This window comes from Lysinibacillus sp. NPDC098008, assembly GCF_044760715.1.
In the GTDB taxonomy this organism is placed as follows: domain Bacteria; phylum Bacillota; class Bacilli; order Bacillales_A; family Planococcaceae; genus Lysinibacillus.
On the sequence record NZ_JBIWBA010000024.1, the window covers coordinates 1 to 18383 of the forward strand.

Annotated in this window: 19 protein-coding genes and 2 pseudogenes; 11 read left to right on the top strand and 10 right to left on the bottom strand. The window is 34.2% G+C overall.

Translation table 11 applies throughout. The features are described 5' to 3' along the window. Nucleotides 1–523: 523 nt before the first annotated feature. The 4 genes from ACIQVU_RS16800 to ACIQVU_RS16815 form a co-directional block, all read right to left on the bottom strand. Nucleotides 524–1561 (bottom strand): hypothetical protein, encoded by a 1038-nt coding sequence (locus ACIQVU_RS16800; protein WP_340808203.1) that lies wholly within the window; start codon nucleotides 1559–1561, stop codon nucleotides 524–526. 171 nt (nucleotides 1562–1732) lie between these two features. Then, on the bottom strand, nucleotides 1733–2602 hold the full coding sequence (locus tag ACIQVU_RS16805; protein ID WP_340808202.1) for a DUF7662 domain-containing protein: 870 nt from the start codon (nucleotides 2600–2602) through the stop codon (nucleotides 1733–1735). Nucleotides 2603–2630: 28 nt separating this feature from the next. Beyond that, nucleotides 2631–3083: a hypothetical protein gene (locus ACIQVU_RS16810; RefSeq protein WP_340808201.1), complete on the bottom strand. Its 453-nt coding sequence runs from the start codon at nucleotides 3081–3083 to the stop codon at nucleotides 2631–2633. A gap of 43 nt (nucleotides 3084–3126) precedes the next feature. Continuing rightward, a complete protein-coding gene (locus tag ACIQVU_RS16815) occupies nucleotides 3127–4140 on the bottom strand; it encodes an HNH endonuclease (protein WP_340808200.1) in 1014 nt (337 codons plus the stop codon). A 170-nt stretch (nucleotides 4141–4310) separates the two neighbouring features. Here ACIQVU_RS16815 and ACIQVU_RS16820 point away from each other — a divergent pair, with 170 nt between their 5' ends. After that, nucleotides 4311–4751 (top strand): hypothetical protein, encoded by a 441-nt coding sequence (locus ACIQVU_RS16820; protein WP_340808199.1) that lies wholly within the window; start codon nucleotides 4311–4313, stop codon nucleotides 4749–4751. A gap of 146 nt (nucleotides 4752–4897) precedes the next feature. On the opposite strand, the gene ACIQVU_RS16825 is transcribed toward ACIQVU_RS16820, so the two are convergent. The 4 genes from ACIQVU_RS16825 to ACIQVU_RS16840 all read right to left on the bottom strand — a co-directional run bounded on the left by ACIQVU_RS16825 (nucleotide 4898) and on the right by ACIQVU_RS16840 (nucleotide 6656). Continuing rightward, on the bottom strand, nucleotides 4898–5230 hold the full coding sequence (locus ACIQVU_RS16825) for a DUF2442 domain-containing protein (protein WP_340808198.1): 333 nt from the start codon (nucleotides 5228–5230) through the stop codon (nucleotides 4898–4900). A gap of 42 nt (nucleotides 5231–5272) precedes the next feature. Continuing rightward, on the bottom strand, nucleotides 5273–5530 hold the full coding sequence (locus ACIQVU_RS16830) for a hypothetical protein (RefSeq protein WP_340808197.1): 258 nt from the start codon (nucleotides 5528–5530) through the stop codon (nucleotides 5273–5275). 443 nt (nucleotides 5531–5973) lie between these two features. After that, entirely contained in the window at nucleotides 5974–6240 is a 267-nt protein-coding gene (locus ACIQVU_RS16835; protein WP_402896421.1) for a hypothetical protein, read from the bottom strand. Between the two features lie 134 nt (nucleotides 6241–6374). Next, on the bottom strand, nucleotides 6375–6656 hold the full coding sequence (locus ACIQVU_RS16840; RefSeq protein WP_402896423.1) for a hypothetical protein: 282 nt from the start codon (nucleotides 6654–6656) through the stop codon (nucleotides 6375–6377). A 228-nt stretch (nucleotides 6657–6884) separates the two neighbouring features. On the opposite strand from ACIQVU_RS16840, the gene ACIQVU_RS16845 reads away from it, so the two are divergent. Next, nucleotides 6885–7538 carry a helix-turn-helix transcriptional regulator gene (locus tag ACIQVU_RS16845; RefSeq protein ID WP_340808195.1) on the top strand — a complete coding sequence of 218 codons (654 nt, stop codon included), beginning with the start codon at nucleotides 6885–6887 and terminating at the stop codon, nucleotides 7536–7538. 332 nt (nucleotides 7539–7870) lie between these two features. Here ACIQVU_RS16845 and ACIQVU_RS16850 read toward each other — a convergent pair whose 3' ends face one another. Continuing rightward, entirely contained in the window at nucleotides 7871–9844 is a 1974-nt protein-coding gene (locus tag ACIQVU_RS16850; protein ID WP_340808194.1) for a DEAD/DEAH box helicase, read from the bottom strand. A 638-nt stretch (nucleotides 9845–10482) separates the two neighbouring features. Between ACIQVU_RS16850 and ACIQVU_RS16855 the strand changes: the two genes are divergently transcribed. The 3 genes and pseudogenes from ACIQVU_RS16855 to ACIQVU_RS16865 form a co-directional block, all read left to right on the top strand. Beyond that, a complete protein-coding gene (locus ACIQVU_RS16855) occupies nucleotides 10483–10839 on the top strand; it encodes a hypothetical protein (RefSeq protein ID WP_340808192.1) in 357 nt (118 codons plus the stop codon). Then, on the top strand, nucleotides 10829–12424 hold the full coding sequence (locus ACIQVU_RS16860; RefSeq protein WP_340808191.1) for an AAA family ATPase: 1596 nt from the start codon (nucleotides 10829–10831) through the stop codon (nucleotides 12422–12424). Before ACIQVU_RS16855 ends, ACIQVU_RS16860 begins: the two co-directional genes overlap by 11 nt. A 4-nt stretch (nucleotides 12425–12428) precedes the next feature. Continuing rightward, nucleotides 12429–13496: pseudogene (locus ACIQVU_RS16865) on the top strand (TnsD family Tn7-like transposition protein); the annotation flags it as partial. 33 nt (nucleotides 13497–13529) lie between these two features. Here the strand turns inward: ACIQVU_RS16865 and ACIQVU_RS16870 are convergent. Continuing rightward, a protein-coding gene (locus ACIQVU_RS16870; protein ID WP_402896426.1) for an IS3 family transposase occupies nucleotides 13530–14863 on the bottom strand; the annotation gives its coding sequence in 2 pieces (ribosomal slippage) (nucleotides 13530–14476 and nucleotides 14476–14863; 1335 coding nt in all). 107 nt (nucleotides 14864–14970) lie between these two features. On the opposite strand from ACIQVU_RS16870, the pseudogene ACIQVU_RS16875 reads away from it, so the two are divergent. The 6 genes and pseudogenes from ACIQVU_RS16875 to ACIQVU_RS16900 all read left to right on the top strand — a co-directional run. Next, a pseudogene (locus tag ACIQVU_RS16875) lies at nucleotides 14971–15777 on the top strand (TnsD family Tn7-like transposition protein); the annotation flags it as partial. A 29-nt stretch (nucleotides 15778–15806) separates the two neighbouring features. Beyond that, complete coding sequence (locus tag ACIQVU_RS16880) at nucleotides 15807–16118, top strand: hypothetical protein (RefSeq protein WP_340808188.1); 312 nt, start codon at nucleotides 15807–15809, stop codon at nucleotides 16116–16118. Between the two features lie 142 nt (nucleotides 16119–16260). Beyond that, nucleotides 16261–16689 carry a YhfM domain-containing protein gene (locus tag ACIQVU_RS16885; protein WP_340808187.1) on the top strand — a complete coding sequence of 143 codons (429 nt, stop codon included), beginning with the start codon at nucleotides 16261–16263 and terminating at the stop codon, nucleotides 16687–16689. 22 nt (nucleotides 16690–16711) lie between these two features. Continuing rightward, the gene (locus ACIQVU_RS16890; protein ID WP_340808186.1) at nucleotides 16712–17047 is read left to right on the top strand and encodes a hypothetical protein; all 336 of its coding nucleotides are present in this window, start codon (nucleotides 16712–16714) and stop codon (nucleotides 17045–17047) included. A gap of 43 nt (nucleotides 17048–17090) precedes the next feature. Next, complete coding sequence (locus tag ACIQVU_RS16895; RefSeq protein ID WP_402896429.1) at nucleotides 17091–17444, top strand: hypothetical protein; 354 nt, start codon at nucleotides 17091–17093, stop codon at nucleotides 17442–17444. 31 nt (nucleotides 17445–17475) lie between these two features. After that, the gene (locus tag ACIQVU_RS16900; protein ID WP_340808184.1) at nucleotides 17476–18357 is read left to right on the top strand and encodes a M23 family metallopeptidase; all 882 of its coding nucleotides are present in this window, start codon (nucleotides 17476–17478) and stop codon (nucleotides 18355–18357) included. Nucleotides 18358–18383: the final 26 nt, after the last annotated feature.

Here is an 18383-nt window from a genome sequence, read left to right on the forward strand (position 1 = left end):
GCGTTCTCTTTTAGTCATGTAGATTCTCCTCAAATGTGTTATTTGTAGTCTACTTGACCTTAAAAATTCTGTCCAACTAAGTGTAGCCTATCCACCCATTTTAATTCACATTCCATCAGCATCCTGTGTTTCGACAGCGACCAGGAAGTTTGTTGATTTTTATACACAAAACTCACCTCTTTTTCAGATTCTATTTCTCTTGTTGCCAGAGTAACTGTATTAAAAAAGGCACTTGCCAATTATTTATTGGAAAGTGCCTTACTCGTTTTATATGTAATTGAACATTTCTTTTTAGAAATAGTCATTGTTATTTACTCCCTATATAATCATTACTTTTCAAGCATCATATCATAGGAACGTTTATTCGTAAATATAATATCTGAATAAGATATCTGATCATTTTCAACACTTTTGTATCTAAAAGTTAATCGCTAATTATCAGTTGATTGGCAAATAATCAAATCATTTTCAGCTACAAAATATAGCTATACTATCTAAAAATTCGATAATAAACAGTAAAAAGTTATTTTTCAATCAAATTTTCAAACCAAACTTTGTAAGGTTGTCTGCTTTTTTCAACCCAATGGTTACAAAGAAAATACCTCTCACCATGGACAACATACAAGGGTTTAGCAAGATAACGGTCACGCCCATTTTCATCTTTTCGTTGAGACGATAAGGATTTCGCCTCATCAACTTTTTTTAACATAGCGTAAGGAAGCAAAAAAGTTTCCTTACTGTATCGAGCATCACATAAATGATAAAGATTATCTTTAGACAATTTGTTTTGATCCACAAGATCACTGAATGTATTACGGACAAAATCAGCTATAGAAATTTCTTTTATTCCTGCAATATTTGCTGTCGCTTGGTTCCTAATCGGTATTTTATTTTCAGTCATAGAAATAACATTAGTATCCAAAAACATATTGTACATTTGAATACTCCTCAGAAATAGTTCTGATGTATCAGCTACCGATGAAGAAGTTTGAAGAACTGGATCTAATACTTGGTTTTTAAAGTTTTCATTTGCTAATAACTCAATTTCGAAATCAAGCTCCATTGACCTAAAAAGTTCTTCTAATTCCTTTACATAGATTTGTAATGGCTCATATATAGCATTATTAATCTTTGGTGATGCGAATATGATTGTCCCGCTCTTCATATTGAAATATCCATACAAAAGCATGGAAGTTCGAACAACTTTCTTTATTATTCTTTCAATTGTTTCAATTTTACTACCGTAATTTAGGCCCGCTTCATGGAATGCTACATCTACACCGTAAATCTCCTGAACGTTGCCATTTTTTATCTGCAAACCAAGAGCATCCAATTCACCTTGTTGCAATAGTTGCATGTACGACTTATTATTTTTAAAAATATTGAATGAATACTTATCTTCAAAATAGGCATTGACCGTTTGCAAAATCTGCTCAATTTCTTCATCATTGCTCAATTCCCAGTGATTAACGGATGGCTTCCAATTCAGTTGAACAGACTGACACTTTTTTACATGGCGTAGCCAAGATAACATTAATGATTCTCCAACTTCAATTTTCATTTACAATTTCTCCCCTCATAATCTATGTAATTCTATTATAATGAAAAAATTGCAGTTTTATTTAGCAATTGAAAGCTATCAACCGTTAATAATCATTGAAGGCTAAGCGTTGCTAACACACTATAAAAAAGGTTGGATATATGGTAGAAACACCCTCACCAACCTATTCATCTATTTATTTGAATAAGTAATAACAAAATTACAATCTGAAATGGCTTGTGGCAATAAAACAAGATGGATTCCTTTGAGATGATGGCTATATTTACTCCGCACAATGTCGAATGTCTTTGTTTCTGTTAGGAAGAAGTATTTATAATCAGCATCATTTTGCTGTAATTTCTCAAAGTCCTTAATGAAATTTGCTTTTTGATTAGCACCGAGATCATTTTCTTTGTAAGGATACGTTGTTTTCAATTCACCAATTATCCTTTTCCCATCAGTTGTTGTTTCATCAACATCCAATCCTGGTGAACCTTGGGGCTTCAACGCCACATTTAAACCAAAGCATGAATGTCTTTGAATAAGAAACTCTTTCATTAACAAGCAACCCAAAAAGCTCAAATCATTGTCTATATTACCTATCATTCTTCTAAAGCCTTTCATCGCCTCAAATTGTTCAATTACTCCTTTATTAGCAAAGTCAGATGTTAAATTGCCTGTTAGAGAATCCCTAATTTCATCCAATTTATTAGACAAACTTTCGATATAGTTTAGCTCTTCTTTAGATAATTTGTTACTGTTTTCTATCTGAATTTTTTCGACTCCCGTTTGAATTGGAACATCCATATTTCCTTTTCGAACGAACTCTACATAATCACCGAATTTAACACTTCTCACCAAGTAACCCGCATCAAGCCACGTTAAAGCATGGGAATGAGCCTTTTCACTGTTTACCCACCACGCTTGATAGTTATATGCAGATTGGGGTAATGGAGCATTTAAAATGCATTCAATCTCACTGAAAGGCAATACAAGATGCTCTAATGCCGACTTCTTTAAATAATTATGTAGGGGAATGTATTTCTTGCCTATTACACTCATTATTCACCAACTCCAATGATAGATTCTATTAATAATCATCATATATGCCTCCCAGGACTTGGCTTGCATGCCACATGTTCTGGTCATACTCAGTAGCAACTTCTGGACTTCCCTTTAGCTGAGGATTGATTTCTACAGGAATTCCTGATCGTTCTCTAATTTCTTGGGCATATTTTTTTGCTTTAGATGCTAATTCAACCTCCATGTTTTTTCCTTTTTCAACAAGTAGCTTTTCCACCATTTTTGCATCATCACTATTTTTAATACGATCTAAGTTAATATCGCCTATAACATAGGATTCTTTAGTAGGACAAAACTCTCCCAACATAATTGACTCCAAAAGGTAATCAAAACCTGTATCTTCATCATAAAACTCAATGAGAATAACGGGTATAAAATCAGATGAAGCGTAATGGAACTCTATAACGCCCGATTCAATACCAAGTAGCTTTATTCTTGTGAACAGCTCTATTCCAATCATATCTATAATCCACCTTTTCTAATTTTTAAAATAATTGTTTATCTCAGCCGAAGTGTAATTCTCGGTGGCAATTGGGACAGACTGCCATTGCATTTTCAACTGTATCTTCTCCACCGTCTGCCAGTCTTTTTATATGATGAACTTCTAAGTAAGGACTTCCATCTGATGCTCGATTAAACGGAGCTTTCTTATTACACTTTTCACAAACACCTTTAGCTCTAATTAACACCTCTGCTATCACATAAGGATTGCGTTTATAAGCCTTTGTTGCCACTTCATATACCTCTGGATACATGGAATTCCTGTTTTCTAAGCGTCTCTTTCTCTCTATTTTGTCATCCTTCATCGCTTGTTTAACAGCAAGATAAAGTTCTTCCTCAGTATCTATGGTTGCGTTTCTCTCTTCAAGCATTTGAATGATAATTTCATAATGCTCTTTTTCCAGTTCAAATAATGTCCCACGATGAAAATGAACTGCTTGGCAATTCTCTAATTGCTCAGAATCTCTTAAAATACTCCATTCTAAAACATTCTCGTAATCCCTAATTTTTTTAAACTCAACAAAGATTTCATCATCCTCTTCGTACTTGTCAGATACTTTACAAACAGTAGTAATCGCCTTTACATCGCCAGTTTCATAGGCAACGACTAAATCCCCCACATCAATCTCTTGAAAACACCTTGGATTCTTACGTTGGTTCCCGTTTGGGTTAAAGTTAGAATATGTTTGGGTTTTGCCTATCTTTATATCAGAAAAAGTCCAGTCGTATCCCGATGAATCAACATTTAGCCAATAGAATCTGCTTTCATTTTTATATTCTGGAAGAACTTCATATTCCCCTCGACCAACCCTTTTAAAATATTTCTTATAAGTCGGACTATGCGTATTTTCACTTGCATTTGAAAGAATAACACGCATATGACTTTCGGTAGCATCGATGTTATTCTTCTTGCAAAAGAGTTTTATCTTTTCATATGTAATTGGCTCGATTATTTCACCACTGATAACGGCTTTAACAATTTCATATCCTAAACCACTGTCCCCATGCTTTGCCATTTAAACAACAACTCCTATAATCCTCATGTTCAATCGCTCTTTGTAATGTTATTCGACAAAATCATTCAAAACCCTTGGACACCAATAGTAATATTTATCCATAGGAATGTAACAATTTGCAGATGCTATAATGAAACTAAACACTATGATAAATAAAAGGATTGAATGATATGAAACCGCTGAAAGCAAAGGCACTCGAATGGATTATCTCACTATGCGAACAGTGTTCAATAAATAATAAAGAGAAAGTATTCATGGATAGTCCTGTTTATTTTAAATTAAAAGAATTTGCGGATGAACCAGACGTTTATATACGACCTACAAATGAAGGGTTGGAATTTGGCTTTGAAGCGACACGATGGGATGGGTATATGCCTTCTCCATTTCCAGGAGTATATAAAAAACACTCATTAACTTGGGAATCCATACAGTCATTGAATAAAGAAGATCAGCAAGAAAAGATTCTTGAATTACTATTGAAAACAATCAATTCAAGAAAAAGACAATATCGGAAATGTCAATTTTGTGGGGAAAGGGTCGCAATCGAACACCGCTTCGATCAAAATACATGCCATGGTTGTGCCAGTGAACATCTTGGCGTGGTATATTAATATTCTTCTTTGAACATAAAAAATCTTCCTGACTTATGCGGGAAGATTTTCTTTATCAATTTTCAACTTATTTTCAGTATATTTATCTTTTATTATCATCTGCTATACAAATATCAAGTTGACTTCAATTCAATACTGTCAGCTTCTCATTTCGATTCTGACTCACTTTTATCTTCCATATTTTTAACAAAACATATTTCAAATTTCTCATCAGAACCATTATTTGTAATATTATCTAAGGGGATACTGCGTTTATATAAAATCTCAGGATCGAAGTCAACATCATTTACCCACTTAATCGTTCCTGCAACCTCGTCTAACATTGCCGCCAGAAATACGTCTACATGGTTGATTAACTCTTTCATCAACCCTTGTTCGTTTCGCAAGAACTCTCGCATGTCTAAGAGACGATAATCGCTATTTTCAAATTCAATTATTAACTTGAACGTTTTTGTCGGATAAAACGCTACAATTCTCACGCACATCATCCTTCTTTTAAACTTTTTTGCTACTGTTATCCATTAACACTTGTTCCTTGGTGTTCTTGCTCGAACAACGACATTCTCAGCAGTTTTATGAGAGAAGTATCGTTTCCCGTCTTGTTCCCATACAGCAGTGATAATAATGGCATAATCATTTATATCTCTCAAAAATACGACCTGGTTGACTTGCAGTTCCTTATCAGTTTCAATATATGTACCGCTACTATCATCAAAATGGTATTCATACACCTCGTCAAAGTCATCGAAGGTCTTGCGTAATGCATGGTAAAGTAACATTTAACACATCTCCTTTATTCTCATAAGATATTTACTACTTTGAAATTCCAAAATACTCCCCAAACCTTTTTCTTTACTTGAATTTGTAAAAAACTTAAAACAACCAGTTTTTTAGGTAATATCCAATCATCAGCCCAATCATTAGCATAGTTATTTTCCCAGTGGTGTTTATTACAAAACTTTCTACGGCATCCTTTGATAAAAACTTCTTAATTAAAACTTTCATCTTTATCACCTCACAGGTATTCAATCCAATACTGTTATCCTTGTAACTGTATTAGGAAAAACAAAAACCGCCCATTCATGAGCGGTTGCAAAATTTTTGTATGGAGTTGTTGATTCGATCCAATAAAATCGCCATCAAAATCATCCTATATCGTTTAATTTGTAATCATATAATTTATCGTAAATTACGATTCATTTTAAGTCAATGATAATTGTACCTATTCCACAGGTTTAAAGAGATCTTTCACCATTTCAGCAAGTTCTTCAATGGATATCAGCAGTACCTCTCTTTGAATTTCGTTCACCATTGTCGCTAATGTAAACGCTTGACCCTCCGTAAGATTGTTGATTTTTCCAAGTAACTTTTCCATATCTACATCAAATGCTATATCTGCATCTTTTTCTTTACATGCGTCTTGCTGTGTTTTGCAATGAAAAAATACACAGTAGTGCAATTGCAAATGCAGAGTGTTGCAACTTGACACGGAGCCTCTGCGAGCATGATTAAAAAGCCTCGGAGCCAGCTATATCAAGGGCTGGCTTTTGCCTAAACGAGGCTATCATGCCCGCCACTCCATGTAAAGTTACAACGCCAAGTGTATTGCAATACTCTGCACTTTTATTTTGCATTACACACTTGCATTTTAGAACATATAAATGTTTGATACTTCTCGACTTTTTCTTCCTTATTTAACAACAATACCGACACAATAAATTTAGCTTCACTAAAAGTGAAAATGCTTTGTAATTCATTCTTTGTGACTTCGTATAGCTGATAAAACATAATAGTAGTTTTTTGTAACTTATCCGATAAATTAGTATCATAATCAGAATTTATTGGTAAATTACGCAAGGTATAATCGAAAGAATCATTCTTGTTTAAATCAATACATATGTCCATCACATACTCCCCTTTCATGTGGTTACTACTATCATTTGCAGAGAGAAGCCCTCTATTCTTCCCAAATTCAAGCAAATTATTGATGGTAAATTATTTTTTACAAAATACTTTTAGGGCTAAATAATAGTTTTCCTAAAGATGACCGATTATTGTCCTGCTACTGACCTTAAACACTTGTAGTATTGGCTATATAATTAAATCAACTAAGAAATCAAGGAGATGGGAAAAATGCACATTGGTCAAAAAATCAAGGAACTTAGAAATTTAAAGTTATGGACACAAGCGAAATTAGCAGAAATCGCTAACGTTAGCGAAAGAACAATCCGTAGGTTGGAAGCGGGAGAAAACACTGAAAAGGAAACATTGTTATTGGTATTAGAAGCATTGGGTACAAATTTAGAGGAAATTGGAAGTATGTTTAATAATGACGATACGATTAAGGAAGAAAGTAAAGAAAAATTTACTGATATAAAATTTCTCAAACGGATTGAATATGGAAGAGAACTCGTTCGAATTATCACATCTGCACATCAATTCGGATATGATTATCACGATTGTACAACAGACGATCAAATCAATAAAGCTCAGGAATTCTTATCTATTGTTGCTGATGTTTTGGGTATCTGGGATATGATTGAAATTGGACAAAGATTTGACTTAGAAAACGATCTTTCTAACCTAATTAAAGAATTAGAAAAAATGGGTCTATGGGTTTTTGGAGATCGGCAAGTCGATAATAACAATTGGGTTACCACAATAGTTGAAATTTACTCCAAAGATAATCCTTTAATTCAAAAAATAAAATTGGATAAAGACATGGTGCAAAAAGCAAATAATATTTCTGCAATCATAAACAAAAATAAGTCACCCTTGAATGAATGATTAGCGTCAGTTCAGGTGACTTATTTTTTCGTATGGTGCTGATTCCTCTTTAGAGGAAACCACTTTTATCATATCAGAGAATTTGTTTTCCCGCATTATTCAAAATTACAAGGATTGGACAGTCATTAATGATAACTACGACTTTCCAACATGACCCAACAGCTTAGTCACTACCGTTATTATCCCATTCCCTTGTGATGGGGTGCTTGAAGGGAAATCGCACAGTCTTTGAGGGAGTTCACCTTTTGCTTATGTCTTTTTTATAATGGAAATAGAAACGAGACAATAGCTTGGATGCCGTACCTTGTATTACCCTTCAAGCATTGAAACCACTAACTTACTGCTTTTTCCTTTGGAGTATAGAAATAAATCTCTGGTTCCTCTAATTTTAAGATCTCATTATCAATACATTTTCTGAAAGGCAGTTTATTATAGTCAAAATATTCTTTAAAATGATCTTCCTCTTCCCAAACTTTATCAATATATTCTTTCTTCCTCCTTCCTCCCAATTCGTTAGAATAAATATATTTAGCAACCGCAGAAATATCATATTTATCTCTATCTTTAAATTCTAAGAATGGTGGTTCAGTAAGATTTAATGAATAATATGTTATAATATCCTTTAAATCTTCAATCACACAGTCTGTAATAATATCTAATTCATTAAAGAATTTTTGTGCAATACTTAGGTCACTCAAATCCAAATCCTCTTCTAAAGATAACAATTTTTCTAATTCCCCTGATTCAAACCATTTCGGTAATGTTTCCATTAATGTTTGATATGCCTTCTGTGTATTCTCATAGACAAGCACTTCACAACTCTTTTCTATCTCCTCACCGTTTTCGGAAGATGTTGGCAATGAGAAGGAATAGAAACCTATTGGCACAGTTTTTATGAAATCCATTCTTTCTAATTCAGTGGTATCAACTGAATCATCAGCAATTTTAATGAATTCTTCTATTTTCTTTAGTGGGATTAGTCTTGTTACTTTTTTTGAATTAACGTTGATAGAATCATTCCAAATCCCTTCACCTTCGTATAGTTTTGTCGGATTAACCCAAGGAATCTTATCTTGCCAGCTATCAACAAAACTAACGATGAATGCTTTCTCAGTTCCTCCTGCTTCTACACCTCTCAACCCTCTTCCTATCATCTGTGTCATTAGTATTTCAGAAGTGGTTGGTCGTGTTAAGAAAACAGTTTGTATATTTGGTATATCTGTGCCTTCTGTTAAGATATTTACATTAATTAACACATCGAATTCATTCTTTCGAAATCGGTCTATAGTTTCCTTATTTGTCTTGGAAAGACCTTCATCGTCTACTATATCGGTATCAGATGAAATTACATACTCAGACTTAGTCCCTCTTTCATTAAACAATTTATTAAGTTCAATTGCGTGAAGTTTATTAACAGCGAACACAAGCAATTTTCCGTATTCATCTTTGTTATCCACATACGCTTGAACAATCCTATTGTTTCTTATCTTATTTTCAGCAATATGCTCGGCAATTTCTTTGGGGATACTATCAAATGCTTCAATAGCTTTTATATCTTTTTCGCTCAATTCTGCTCTCATGCTAATATAAGTTTTCAATTCTTTAAAAATAGGCTTTGCCAGGATTCCTCTGCTAATAAGTGTTCTTAATGCAACTTGGTAGATAATGTCATCCTTAAATATCTTTTTCAATAATCCCTTTTCCTCTTCAACAGTTCTGAACGGTGTCGCCGTTAAGCCTAATATTCTAAATCTTTCCGCTCTTTTATCTATTACCTCAATTATCTTTCTGTAAGTCTTTGCTGTAGCGTGGTGAGCTTCATCGATTACAAGGAAAACATCATCATGATATTTCAACCAATTTTGCTCTAAATGATCACTACCTCTGTATAAACTATCTTTACTTGCAATTAAAAAATCGTCTTCTCTACTAATATTTCTACATTTGTCATGTTTGCCCGATATGATTCTGTAATTAAATTGCTTTTTATTATTAATTAATATTGAAATAGCATTCTTTTTAACAGATGATAAGGCTTGTTCCAAAAGCTCCTGTCTGTGAGCAATCCAAAGCACCTTTTTACCTTGATTTATAACATTTCTAAGCACCCATTGGACAGACGTTTGTGTTTTTCCTCCGCCAGTGGGTAACACGACAAGCCCTGCAAATCTTACCGCCTCATTATTTAATAACTTTTTGTCTAATGCTTGTAATGCTTCCTTTTGATGTACATATGGCTCAATGGGATTTCTTTCTTCACGAACCTGAATAACACCTGAATACTTACTTGTTCTAAAATTTTTCATTCTATTTTCCTCCAACTCATTCATAGCTGTATTTTTACTTATCCGTTACAATTTTTGGAAAAACAAAAAAGACTGATTTACTTAGTTTCACATGATTAATCACAGAATTATTCCATATTCTACAAATGTCTGAGGACATACTTATCCCACAGCAAAAAGTAGAAGAAATAATCTGCAAAAAAATGTAAATCTAAGTAAATCAGCCTTATACGGCTGTATAAAAGTCAAATAAAAAGTAAATAAAAAATTAGTAAATAAAAAATAAAATATGAACTTGCAGACAATATATTAAATTTAATTCATATTATAATGTTATTATTGCCTATTGTCAACGTTAATTCCTCTTAATTTCTATTCCCCTTAATCCTTATCGTCTACTATGTGCCTTTGGAACTCTCCCTTGCAAAGCTCCCCCATCTCCTCAATCCCTTCTCCCACATGACCTCACGCCCTCTTTTATAAAATAATACGTGAGTGTGAAAACTATCTCAGTGAAGATGAATTTCGTAGGTTTTTAGTTAAGATGACAGATCGTTCTAAAGTGGATGAAGTAATTGAGAAAATAAAGTCTTATAGAGGAGATATAAGCGATGAACAGAGTGTTCAACAATTAGATGAAACCTATGGTGAAGCTCTAAATGATACGAAAGCAAGACCGCTATACTTTATGCATAGAGCAGGGATATAGGCAACATGAATTAAAAGCCAAAGTAGACCTTATAGAAGCGGTAGAAAAGATTGTGAAAAATGCTGATAAGGAGGCAAAGGCGGAGGGAGTAAAGGAGAGCAACAATAAAAGAATAAAAGACATCAAGGAACATCGCAAAGTGGAGCAAGAAAAACTATATCAGCAGGAAAAGCAAGAGTTTCAGAATCCTAAAAAGAAAGCGGGAGGAACAGGAGCAGTTGTAATTCCAATGAGTGGAATGTCTAATGATGATTTACTTTTACTAAAAAATATGCAAAAGAAGGGAATGGCTAAACGTGAAGAATAATCAATTTACTCATGCTTATTACCACGAACAAGTGGTCAAGGAATATAAAGGCAATCCTTTGATTGAAGCACTCCCGCCTATATTCTCAAAGCAAGAAGTGGTTGAAAAACTAAGTTATTATCCTTCTTTCGATGAAAATGAAAGACAGTTGGATAGCCATTATCGTTTTCATATTATTCAACGACTATTCTCACTTTTTCAGGTTCTTCCCTATCACCTTGATTTGGAGTCAAGATTGTCAAGGATATTGAGGCAAGGTTATTTAGCAAGAAATCCATTTAGTCCTTCCTACGCTACATCCTTGATTCAAGGGCATGAACATATAAAGAATACAATTGATCAGGATTGGTTTAATCGCTCTATTCCAAAAGGCTTTACAATAATTGGGCCAAGTGGAACAGGCAAAAGTACCGCTATAGCGAAATTACTTGACCAACTCCCACAAGTTATCACTCATTCTAATTACCAAGGGAAGGATTTTCCTTTTACACAATTAGTTTGGCTCCGTCTGGAATGTCCCCATGATGGATCGGTAAAAGGATTGGTTAATCAGTTTTTCATAACGGTTGATGGAATTTTGGGAACAAATTATTTTGAAAAGTTTGGTCGTTCTAATAAGTTATCCGTTAATACATTAATGCCTATTATGACACAAATTTGTAATAGTATCTCTTGTGGAATTTTATGTATAGATGAAATTCAGCATTTGAGCTTAAAAGGTACGGGTTCTAAGCTGATGCTCAACTTCTTTACAACCCTTAGCAACATAATAGGGATACCATTGATTTTAATTGGAACACCGTCTGCTATGAATGTTCTACAAAGAGAGTTTCGACAGGCACGTAGAGGAAGCGGCCAAGGTGATTTAATTATGGATAGAATGGAAAACGATGCTTATTGGAGATTGTTTTTGGAGTCCATGTGGGAATATCAATGGGTTAGAAACCCTGTGGAATTAACTGATGAAATTGCCAATGTGCTATATGAAGAGAGCCAGGGAATTATCGATATCTGCTTAAAACTCTTCTCTTTATCACAAATAAGAGCTATCTCCACAGGTAGTGAAACTCTTACTGTTCCCCTTATTAGACAGGTAGCAAGGGATCACTTAAAACTCGTTCAACCTATGTTACAAGCTCTAAAGTCAGGTGATATGAGTAAAATTGCTCGGTACGAAGATATTTACTTTCCTTTTCAAGAAGCGGTTGAGAGAGAACGGATTGACTTAGAGAAAAATGACTTTATCAAAGCGATGAAAAATAAACAAAAGTCAATTGATAGTACAAAACTTAAAGAGGAAGCATTGTTTCGGCTTAACTTGCTTGGACTGTCAAAGGAAAATGCCAAAAAAGCAATTAATGAAGTTTACAAAACGCAAACTTTTACAGAGATACAAGAGTTAGTGAAAAGTGCATATCAGTATTCGGTACAAATAATTGTAGAGAATGAAGGTACTAAAGTAACAAAGGAAAATTCAGCAAATGACCTAAGAACAATAGTAAAAGAAGGTAAGGAGAAGGAACTGACTGCTTATGCTTCTTTAAAAGCATCTGGATTTATCAAGGAAATTAAGGAGGTTGTTTAACATAATGCTTTTCTTCCCAACTCCATATCCAGATGAACTTTTATTTTCATTATGTTCAAGATACTTTGTAAGAAGTGGGAATATCAGTTATAAAGGCACTCTGGATGATCTTTTTTCTAATCGAAGTCTAACCGCTTCGATTTCTTTGCCTTCGGGTATTGATTCACTGATTAAAAATCTACCTCCATATTCAAAAATGAATGAGGAACAGCTAATTCATCAGCATACTTTATATTTATTTCATACAGCATTTCTATATGATCAGGCAGATAGTATATATCAAGCTATGTGTAGCGATGATGGTAAAGGAATTTACGTTCAATCAGGTTTGAATGCAAGTGGAGTACCACAAAACGAATTTCTCCGTTATTGCAACGAATGTAATAAAGAAGATATGGAGACTTATGGCGAATTGTATTGGCATCGGAGCCATCAGTTAAGTGGCGTAAACTGTTGTTTAAAGCACTTTACTCCTCTTTATGACAGTAGCATTAAAGTGGTGGGATCGAATAAACATCGATTTGCGGTTCCTACAGTAGAGAATTGTTCTGCAAAAAAGAATGTTCTTGATGGAGTTGCCGAGAAAACAATATCGGAATACATAGAGCATTGTAAAAAGTTGAAGGAAGGTATATTACAACTTATGAATCAGCCATTTCAACATCATCCGTTAAATTGGTTTGATCAAAAATATAGTAATAAGTTAGCGGAATTGAATTTGGCTTATTACACTGGTCGTGTTAAACAAAAAGCATGGAGAGATTATTTTCTGACTATTTATAGTGAAGAAACACTGCAACTGTTTCGTTCTCCAATAAAAGGAGAACAGGATTGGCTTTCGCTTATCGTTCAAAAGAACCGCAAATCATTTCATCCTTTAAGACATCTTTTAGTAATGTCAGCTTTACACATTACAGTAGAAGAAGTTTTTAACAATGAATTGAATAAGCCATTTGGTCAACCAAACTATATATGTCAGAATATTGTTTGTGATTACTTTAATGTTTCAATAATTGAAAACGTATCTATTACTCTATGCGAGAAAACAAAAAAGCCCATCGGAACTATAAAGTGTACCCTTTGTAAAGGACATTTTGAAAAAAAGCTAGGCTACCTTTTGAAGCTGTTGTCTGTATTTTGCAGGCGGCAGCTTTTTCAAGTTCCATTGCCCTCGATAATGGTTGTAATACATCATATAACTTTTCACTTCTCGTTTTACTTCTTCTAATGTTTCGCACGCTTTCAGATTGGTTTCATCTTTAAAATGACCGAAGAATGATTCTTGAGGGGCGTTATCCCAACAGTTTCCTCGACGTGACATCGATTGCCCTAGTCCCATTTCCTTCACAAGTTTCTGGAAGTTTGGATTCGTATAATGGAATCCTTGATCTGAATGAATAAATACATCTTTCGTTAAATGGTGGTGATTTCGCTTCAATTTACGAAGAGTATTGAGCGCAATATCCATACTTAAAGAAGCAGATACTTCATACGCTAAAATTTCGTTTGTTTCAGCGTCCTTAATCGTTGATAAATAAGCACGTTTGCCGTTTCCATACGTCAAATACGTGATATCTGTTAATAATACTTTTCCTGCTACACCTTGTTTAAAGTTACGCTGTAATTCATTTGGACATGTACGATGTTCTTTTGTTGCTTTGGCCATTCTACGTGCCGGATTCGCTTTTCGAATTGGGCATATCATCTCAAATTTCTTCATAATGCGGCGAATACGTTTTAAGTTATATGTAATTCCATATTGATTTTCTAACGTCATTTTAATCTGACGTGCACCTTTTCTACGTCCTCGGAAATGATACGCTTTTAAGATGATTTCTTTGGTTGCTTCATCTGCTAATTCATCTGCTGCACGTTTTTGCATTGATTTCTCTGTGAAATAATGATAGTAACCTGAACGTGATACGCCCATGATTCCACATAGATAGCTTACTAAACGTTTTAATTTATATTTTTGAATCGTTTTACTGATTAATTCAAACTTTAGTTCCGTTGCGATTGTTATTTCTTCTTTAACATCTGCCTTTCGAGTAAATCGAGCTTTTTTAAAAGTTCATTCTCCGCTTGTAATAATTGATTTTTCGCTTCTAATCGTGCAATTTTTTCTTCTAAACTTAATTCCCGTTCTGATGGACGACCTGAATTCGTTTTACGCGTATCTTGTAGACCAGCTACTCCAGTTGTACGATAAGCTGCACGCCAACGCTTTCCCGCTGAACTAATGCGCTTCAAACCAATCAGTTCAACATCTAAACCAGCCTCTTCAAAAATCGTTCTTGGAAGTTTCCCTTTTTCATTTTCTGCAATAAAATGGCGTTTAAATTCCTCGGTATAAGTAATCGCTTTATCACTAATAGCCTGGACATTAGGATTACAGTTTAGTTGTTCTTGCTCTTTTTTAGTAAATAATCTTTTCGTCATTTATTCCGCTCCGACATCTTTTTTCTCATTATAAACAAAAGTACCCTATAGGATAGACTTTTTTCAAAGTGTCTATCTTATAGGGTACAGTTTAAACATTCGAATGCCCGAAGTGTGGATTTATTTATACGAGGAGAGGGCCTGATCAAAATGAAGATGATAAATTCCGAAGAACAAGAGTTAAATCTTATGGATCATTATGGGAATCAAAGTTACAAGAGTTTTCGCAGAGGGGTTTTGGATTGAGAGAGCTATCTCGAAAACTGGGGGCAGATCCAAATACAATAAAGCGATTCCTAAATGTTGATAAAAACGGTAAGTTGAACATTGAACAAAAAATTAATCCTCTAAAGGAAGATCGCCAAATTTGGTTATCATTGCAAAGGAAGCATCCACAAAAAACTATTAAACAACTAAGGAAAGTTGAAAAAGCTCTTTATATGAGGCTTTACAGAAATGACAAGGAATGGTTGAAAGCAAATAGTCCCAATCCCCTTAAAAGAACATCAACTACAAGAATTGACTGGAAAAAACGGGATGAAGAGGTGTTGGAACAAGTAACTAAAGTTGTTGGGGATCTTCTGAATCCAGAAAATAAACCCGTTCGAATTACGATTAGTAAAGTTGGGTATTTGATAGGGAAACGTGCATTATTAGAAAAGAAATTAGATAAATTACCAAAAACAAAAGGATTTTTAAATGGAAAGGTCGAAACAATTGAACTTTTTCAGCAAAGAAGGATTGCTTACACAATTGAACAAATGAGGAGGAATGGTGACGAATTAGTGCTGTGGAAGGTGTTAAGAAAAGCGGGAATAAAAAATGAAGAGAATCATAATGAGTTCATAGAAGCAAGATTAGCTACATATGAGGAAGAAGTTGATAAAGGAATTGAAGATATTACCAATGCTTGATAAACTGAAACAGACAGGAGGGGATTCCAATGAACGACATATTTTCAATAATTGCTTTTGTTGCAGTAGCCATCTATTTTCTATCCAAACACAGTGAAGCCCTCGAAAAATTTAACAAAATGCAGAAAATAGGCGTTTTAATCTCCTATATCATGACTACAATTGTTGCAGGTATTTGTATCCATTACGGTGGTTCATTTTTGACGGAACCTTTTCAAAATGGATTCCTGATATTAATTATTCGCTTTGCGGTAGTAATGATAGTATTGTGGCTTGCTGTATTCACTTTGAACCATATATTGCAAAAAATCACAAATGGAATTATCCAAAAGATCACATAAGTAAATTTAATCTGTATTATGCAAGATAGCGTTTCTACTATGAGTGGAGACGCTTTTTTTGCTAACTGCCAAAATAAAGTGAGACCGATATAATCGGTGATTCGTAGATAAGTAGTGAAACAGATTTTTAGGAGAGATAACAATGAGAATTTTATATTCTTTGCTATTGCTTGTAGGTTTATCCTTAATTGTTGGTTGTCAAAATAGCCAAGAAAATACGATGGTGCTTTTAGATGAAAAGGTTAGAGAAGTCAACGTATCTAAATCAGGTGGAATTGGTGACATGAATCAAGACATTATTTTTTCATTCAAAGACGAACAAGCAATTAAAGTGTTTGAAAAAGCGATAAGAACCGCCGTTAAACAACAATCAAATATCAATGAAACAAACCCTGATTATAATGTAATGGTTGAATATGAGGGCGGATTACCTACGCATGCCATTCACTTATGGTTGGGAGAGGAAGATGAAAAAAGTACCCTTATGTACATGGTAGGAGAAGGGGAAACGTATCTAACATCGTCAAAGGCTACGAATCAACTCAGGGAATTAATACTTACGGAACAATAGGAAAAAATGGAGGTAAATGATTATGAGTTGGGAACTAAAAGGTACGAATATATTACATTTGTATGCACAAGATTCTTGGCATTCGGAAGCATATATAGTTGGTAATAAAGAAGGGTTATTAGAGCTTAGAAACGCCATAGATCAGGCCCTGAAATCAAAGCAAGCAATAGCAAATGTATCCCCGACAGATGGAGAAGGTTATGAAGCCTATGTTCTTTTAGTGGAAGAAGATGAAGAGGATCAATTTCATAAATTAAAACTTCCCTATACAGGGAAAAACATGGATCAAGGAGTCGTTTTTGACGAAGAAGGAGTAAATATTTATCATCCACATGTGCTTGTTAAAAAACTTAGGTAATTCCCTAAATCATCATATTTATAAATGAATAGAGGTGAATTGTTTGAACTGTTGTTGTGATAGTGGAGAAACAAATGAATTAAAAATAGAAGGGGATGTTGGAGCCGATCCAATTTGGTGTAGTAGGTGCGGTTGCAATCTCGACTTAGAAGAAGTTCCGATCTCAGAAAGATTAACAGAGGAATTATTGTCTTGGGCAACAAAGTATGGAGAATGGATTGATTGGAACAAAGATATATTGCTCCCTAATGGAATGGAACTGGAAGATGAATTTAATCAAATAGGAGTTTCATTAACAAAAGGGGTAAAACAAGAAATTGGCGGTAGATATCATATAAAGTTCATACCATCTACCAGTGCGAAATCTTATGCAAACAGGAAAAGCGGTTTTAGATAGAGTGAGGACAATAAAATATGAGGTGATATTTATGAAAGAGGGAAAAGAAAAAAGGATTACTCCTGACGAATTTGGAAAAAGTTTTTTAAATGGGGAGTTTTCCACTATATATCAACAAACTTCTGAGGAATTTAAACAAATGGTCACATTGGGGCAATTGATAGAGTTAGGAGAGTCTTTTAATCTTGAAGTTAAGCAGTATAACTTAGAAATGAGTAACCGTTTAAGTAAACATATTGAGCAATTTTTATGGTTAGACAATGAGAGGGAAAAGGCAATTAGTGTAGCATTTGATGGAGATTACATCATTCAAAGTCTGCTTCTTGCCCCATTTGTTTCTTATCCAGAAAGTGATAACCGATACACTGAGAATACTTATATCATGCCAATAAAAGAAGAATGGTTTGTTTTTTGGGGAGGAACCAATCAATTTATTAATTATCACTATGTTTATGAGTCCCAGAGATATGCATATGATTTGGTCATTATGAAAGATGGTCAATCTTATCGTGATGCACCTACTAAAAATGAAAACTATTATGCTTTTAATAAAGAAATAGTTGCTCCTGCGGATGGTGAGGTTGTAAAAGTTGTAGAAGGTGTGAAGGACAATGTGCCAGGTGATATGGATGAAAGTCAGCCAGAAGGAAATTGTGTTGTGATTAAACATCCAAATAATGAATTTAGTATGCTTGCACATTTAAAGAAAAATTCAATTCTTATAAGGGTTGGAGAAAGGGTACAAAAGGGACAAGTCATCGGTTTATGCGGAAACTCTGGAAATTCCTCAGAGCCTCATTTGCACTTTCAAGTAATGGATTCTTCTGATTATTATACTGGTAAATCTGTTCGTATCCAATTTGAAGGCGAATCTGAACCAATCCAAGGAGACGTTGTTAGACCATATAATTAAACTATTTAGTATAAGAACTTTCTAAT